This window comes from Streptomyces sp. NPDC054840, from assembly GCF_053611065.1.
The window spans coordinates 1-5,459 of record NZ_JBSGZP010000511.1; the positions used below are offsets into that span (position 1 = coordinate 1).

Here is a 5,459-nt window from a genome sequence, read left to right on the forward strand (position 1 = left end):
CTCCCGCCCCACCGAGGCGCGCCGGGCCTGATCCGAAAGAGACGCCCGTTCCCCGACCTGGAGTGGTGTACCTGTGGCCCGCTCCGCCCCGCTCCGCCCCGCTCCGCCCCGCTCCGCCCCGCTCCGCCCCGCTCCGCCCCGCGCCGCCCGCTCGGCGCCTTCGGATCGGCAGGGCGGCACCCGGCGAGCCGTAGCCCCAACGCGCGGGAAGGCCGCCCGAAAAGAAGTGGCCCCGGCGGGAGCGGACTTGCTACGGTGCATCCGTTCCCGCCGACCGGTGGGGGACGCCGGCATGTGTATGGACCCCCGGAGGTGAGTTCGTTGATGACTGTCATCGCGCAGGGCGCTGCCCGCACTCAGAAGACCATCAATGTCACTTCCGTGGTCTCCGGCTGACCTCACACCTCTTCGCGCGCCGCCACTGAGCGAGCGCCCGCGGCCGGGGCCACCCTGTGAAGGGTTTCCCTTGTCTTTCTCCGCTTTCCCGTCCTACCCGTCCATTCCGCACGCCGAGCTCTCGCACGCCCTCGCCCCCTACGGCTGGGACGACGCGTGGGAGGCCGAGTTCGCCCCGTACGCAGAGCAGGGACTCCTGCCCGGTCGCGTCGTGCGCGTCGACCGCGGACAGTGCGACGTCATGACAGCGGACGGCATCGTCCGCGCCGACACCGCCTTCGTCACCCCGCACGACCCGCTCCGGGTCATCTGCACCGGGGACTGGGCCGCCGTGGAGGCGAGCGGCAATCCCCGCTACGTGAAGGTGTACCTGCCGCGCCGGACCGCCTTCGTACGGTCCACCTCCTCGCAGCGGTCCGAGGGGCAGATCCTCGCCGCCAACGTCGACCACGCCATCATCGCGGTCTCCCTCGCCGTCGAGCTGGACCTCGGGCGCATCGAGCGCTTCCTGGCCCTGGCCTGGGAGTCGGGGGCGCAGCCGCTGGTCGTCCTCACCAAGGCGGACCTCGTCCCCGACGCGGCCACGCTCGGGCACCTGGTCCAGGACGTGGAGGCCACCGCGCCGGGCGTCCAGGTACTGACCGTCTCCTCCGTCACGGGGGAGGGGACGGACGTGCTGGCCGCGGTCGTCGGTGACGGCACCAGCGTGCTGCTGGGCATCTCGGGCGCCGGTAAGTCCACCCTGGCCAACGCGCTGCTGGGCGCCGAGGTGATGGAAGTACAGGAGGCCCGCGAGGTCGACGGCAAGGGCCGGCACACGACCACCACGCGCAACCTGCTCGCCCTGCCCGGCGGCGGTGTCCTGATCGACACGCCCGGACTGCGCGGCGTCGGGCTGTGGGACGCCGAGACCGGGGTCGGCCAGGTCTTCTCGGAGATCGAGGAGTACGCCGAGAACTGCCGCTTCCACGACTGCGCGCACGAGGCGGAGCCGGGGTGCGCGGTGCTGGCCGCGCTGGACTCCGGCGAGCTCGCGGACCGTCGCCTGGAGAGCTACCGCAAGCTCCTGCGCGAGAATCAGCGGATCGTCGCCAAGACGGACGCCCGGCTGCGGTCGGAGATCCGCCGCGACTGGCGCCTGAAGTCGGCGGAGGGCCGGGCGAATTACGCCGCGAAGCGGGGTGGCCGCCTCTGAGGCGCGGGCAGGGCGCGGGGTGCCGTCGGCCAGGACCCCTGCCCCGCTCCGGGGCAGCCCTCATCGTGTGCTGTGGGTGATCCGCCGGAGCGGCGCCCGTGCCCGGCAAGGCGGAGGGGCACCCGTGTACCGGACGTACTCGGGCGCCCCGACAACGCGGCGAGGTGCGGTGCCGGACGCCGCGGGCCCGGCAAGATCCGAAAGAGACGGCCTAGCCGCCCAGCTCCTGGTGACGGACGGTCAGCGAGGCCGCGCCGCTCTCCGTCAGGGCGCCGAACAGGCGCAGGCGCGAGAAGCCGCCGTCCGGGAAGATGTCGATCCGGACGTGCGTGCCGACCGCCGGGGTGTCCAGGACGAAGCGGTGGTTGGTGTCGGGCTGCAGGCGGGTGCGCGGCAGGAACTCCGTCCACTCTCCCTCCTCGCCCGTCTTGACCGACAGCGAGGCCCAGCCGGCCGAGTTGCCCTTGAGGTACGCGGTGTCGATCTCGACGGCGCGGATCTCGGACTCGGCGACGAGCTGGTAGCGGATCCAGTCGTTGCCGTTGTCGCGGCGGCGCGCGGTCTCCCACCCGTCGTCCATCTTGCGGGAGCGGCCCGGGTTGATGGTGTTGGCCGGCGGGGAGTAGAAGCGGTTGGAGGCGTCCTGGACGGAGCCGCCGTTCTCCAGGGCCACCACGTCGAAGGAGCCGAGCGCGTCGAGCCACTTGGGGTCGGGCAGGACCTCGCCGTAGACGCGCAGGCGGGCGATGCCGCCGTCGGGGTGCTGGTTGACGCGCAGGTGGGTGAAGCGCTGCGGGGCGTCCACCTCGAAGCCGTTGGCCGCGTGGCCGCCGACCGGGGTGCGGGCGACGATCGTCGTCCACTTCACGTCGTCGCCCTGGAGCTCCTCCGGGGTCGGCGCGAGGGCGCCCGCCCAGTTGGTGGCCTCGACGGAGACGGCCTGCGGCATGTTGCCGCGGAAGTGGGCGGTGTCGACCACGATGCCGCGGATGACGCCCGGGGCGCCCAGGCGTACGAGCGCCCAGTCGTGGTCCTCGGGGGTCGGCCAGGGCTGGGTGGCGGAGACGCCCCGGCGGCGGCGGGTCTCCCAGCCGTCCATGACCTTGCCCTTGTGGCCGAAGTCCTCGGGGTCGAAGTGCGCGGCCTCGGAGATCAGCAGGTTCTCGCGCTGGGCGAAGAACTCGTCGTTCGCGGCGATGACACCGGCGCCCAGCTCACGGGCGGCGAGGTTCGCGTACTGGGTGAAGGGGAAGTCCGCGGTGCGGTAGTCCGCGTACGGGTCGCCGCCTCCGTACGGGTTCGCGTTGCCGGTGAAGGAAGCCAGTCCAGTCAAACGCTGTGCCACTGTCAGTTCTGCCTTTCGAGGAGGAGGCCCGTGGGCTCGGTCGGGGTGCCGTGGTCGGCGATCTGCGTACCGCGCAGCCAGGTGGACTTCACGACGCCGTGCAGGGTCTTGCCCGCGTACGCGGTGACCCGGTTGCGGTGGTGGAGCTCGGCAGGGTCCACGGTGAACGTTTCTTCGGGGGCCAGGACGGCGAAGTCGGCGTCGCGGCCGGCCTCGATCGCGCCCTTCTGGGCCAGACCTGCGAGCTTCGCGGGGGCCGCGGACATCCAGCGGACCACGTCCTCCAGCGAGCGCCCGCGCCGGCGGGCCTCGGTCCAGATGGCGGGCAGGCCCAGCTGGAGGGAGGAGATGCCGCCCCACGCCGTGGAGAAGTCGCTGGTCTTCAGGTCCGCTGTGGACGGCGAGTGGTCGGAGACGATGCAGTCGATCGTGCCGTCGGCGAGCGCGTCCCACAGGAGGTCCTGGTTGGCGGCCTCGCGGATGGGCGGGCAGCACTTGAACTCGCTGGCGCCGTCCGGTACTTCCTCGGCCGTGAGGGTGAGGTAGTGCGGGCAGGACTCGACGGTGATGCGGACGCCCTCGGCCTTGGCGGCGGCGATCAGCGGCAGCGCGTCGGAGGAGGACAGGTGGAGGACGTGCACGCGGGCGTTCAGCCGCCTGGCCTGGGCGATCAGGTTCCCGATCGCGGTGTTCTCGGCGTCGCGCGGCCGGGAGGCGAGGAAGTCGGCGTACTTGGGGCCCGGGACGACGGGCGCGGCGTCCAGGTGGTGCGGGTCCTCGGCGTGCACGATCAGCAGGCCGCCGAAGCCGGTGATCTCGGCGAGGGAGGTGGCCAGCTGTTCCTGGTCGAGCTCGGGGAACTCGTCCACGCCCGAGGGCGACAGGAAGCACTTGAAGCCGTACACGCCGGCGTCGTGCAGCGGGCGCAGGTCCTTGACGTTGTCCGGCAGTGCGCCGCCCCAGAAGCCGACGTCCACGTGCGCCTTGGCGCGGGCGACCTCCTGCTTGACGCGCAGGTTGTCGGTCGTCGTGGTCGGCGGCAGGGAGTTCAGCGGCATGTCGAGGATCGTGGTGATGCCGCCGGCCGCCGCGGCGCGGGTGGCCGTCCAGAAGCCTTCCCACTCGGTGCGGCCCGGGTCGTTGACGTGGACGTGGGTGTCGACCAGGCCGGGGAGCAGGACGTCGTCGCCGAAGTCCTCCAGCCGGGCTCCGGCCGGTACCTCGGCCTCGTAGGCCAGCACGGCCGCGATCTTCCCGCCGGCGACGGCCACCGAAGCGGCGCGCGTCCCCTCGGGGGTGATGACGCGCGTCGAGCGCAGTACCAGTTCCACAGCCACGTCGGCCACCGAACCTCCCCATCCACTTCCACAGAGCGAAATTCAACGTTCTGTTGACGGAGTCTTCCCGGCGATCCGTACCCAGTCAAGAGCGTCCGGACGGACCGCTGACGCACCAGGACCGCACTTGGATGTTTCCACAGGATGGAATTAAGATTTCGCTATACAGAATGTAGCTATCACTACCGGGAACCGGGCGGATAACTTCCGGAGGACGTCCGCCACCAGGACAAACCCTCTCTGACCGGCGACGACGACCTCGACCCCAGCACTGGGACGGACGCCGACCGCCGGGTAGGCTGCTCCCTTGCCTGCCAGCACCGAAAGGACCGACGCCGTGCCGACGTCCAGCGCCAGCACCACCGACGCTTCCTCGAAGACCCCCGCCGCCGGCGGCGGCGTCCAGTCCCTCGAGCGCGCCTTCGACCTGCTCGAACGCATGGCCGACGCCGGAGGCGAGGTCGGCCTCAGCGAACTCTCCGCCGCCAGCGGTCTGCCTCTGCCCACGATCCACCGCCTGATGCGCACGCTGGTGGCGTGCGGTTACGTACGCCAGCAGTCCAACCGACGGTACGCCCTCGGCCCCCGTCTGATCCGCCTCGGCGAGTCCGCGTCGCGCCTGCTCGGTACCTGGGCCCGCCCCTACCTCGCCCGCCTGGTCGAGGAGACCGGGGAGACGGCGAACATGGCCCTCCTCGACGGGGACGAGATCGTCTACGTCGCGCAGGTGCCCTCCAAGCACTCCATGCGCATGTTCACCGAGGTCGGCCGCCGTGTGCTGCCCCACTCCACCGGCGTGGGCAAGGCGCTCCTCGCCTACACCCCGGCCGACGAGGTACGGGCCCTGCTGGCCCGGACCGGGATGCCGGCGGCGACCGAGAAGACCATCACCACGCCCGAGGGGTTCCTCGACGCGCTGGAGCAGGTCCGCAAGGCCGGGTACGCGGTCGACGACAACGAGCAGGAGATAGGAGTCCGCTGCCTCGCCGTGTCGGTGCCGAACTCACCGACCGCCGCCGCGATCTCCATCTCCGGACCGGCGGGCCGGGTCACGGAGGCGGTGGCCGAGTCGTTCGTGCCGATCCTGCAGGGCGTGGCCGCCGAGCTCTCGGTGGCCCTGGCCAACCAGAGCCCCGCGTAGGTAACACGCGGTCCCGGTCGTAACGGAAAGGCCCCGGCCTCGCCC

General features: G+C 71.7%; 4 protein-coding genes. 2 read left to right on the forward strand and 2 right to left on the reverse strand.

What is annotated here, in order from left to right; translation table 11 throughout:
* The first annotated feature begins 466 nt into the window (after positions 1–466).
* Positions 467–1,591, forward strand: a complete 1,125-nt coding sequence (gene rsgA / locus ACWGIU_RS28225) for a ribosome small subunit-dependent GTPase A (RefSeq protein WP_453710417.1) — start codon at positions 467–469, stop codon at positions 1,589–1,591.
* A 211-nt stretch (positions 1,592–1,802) separates the two neighbouring features.
* On the opposite strand, the gene alc is transcribed toward rsgA, so the two are convergent.
* Complete coding sequence (alc, locus tag ACWGIU_RS28230; RefSeq protein WP_453710419.1) at positions 1,803–2,924, reverse strand: allantoicase; 1,122 nt, start codon at positions 2,922–2,924, stop codon at positions 1,803–1,805.
* A 14-nt stretch (positions 2,925–2,938) separates the two neighbouring features.
* Complete coding sequence (gene allB / locus ACWGIU_RS28235) at positions 2,939–4,273, reverse strand: allantoinase AllB (RefSeq protein WP_453710423.1); 1,335 nt, start codon at positions 4,271–4,273, stop codon at positions 2,939–2,941.
* Between the two features lie 337 nt (positions 4,274–4,610).
* On the opposite strand from allB, the gene ACWGIU_RS28240 reads away from it, so the two are divergent.
* Complete coding sequence (locus tag ACWGIU_RS28240) at positions 4,611–5,414, forward strand: IclR family transcriptional regulator (protein WP_453710421.1); 804 nt, start codon at positions 4,611–4,613, stop codon at positions 5,412–5,414.
* Positions 5,415–5,459 lie beyond the last annotated feature (45 nt).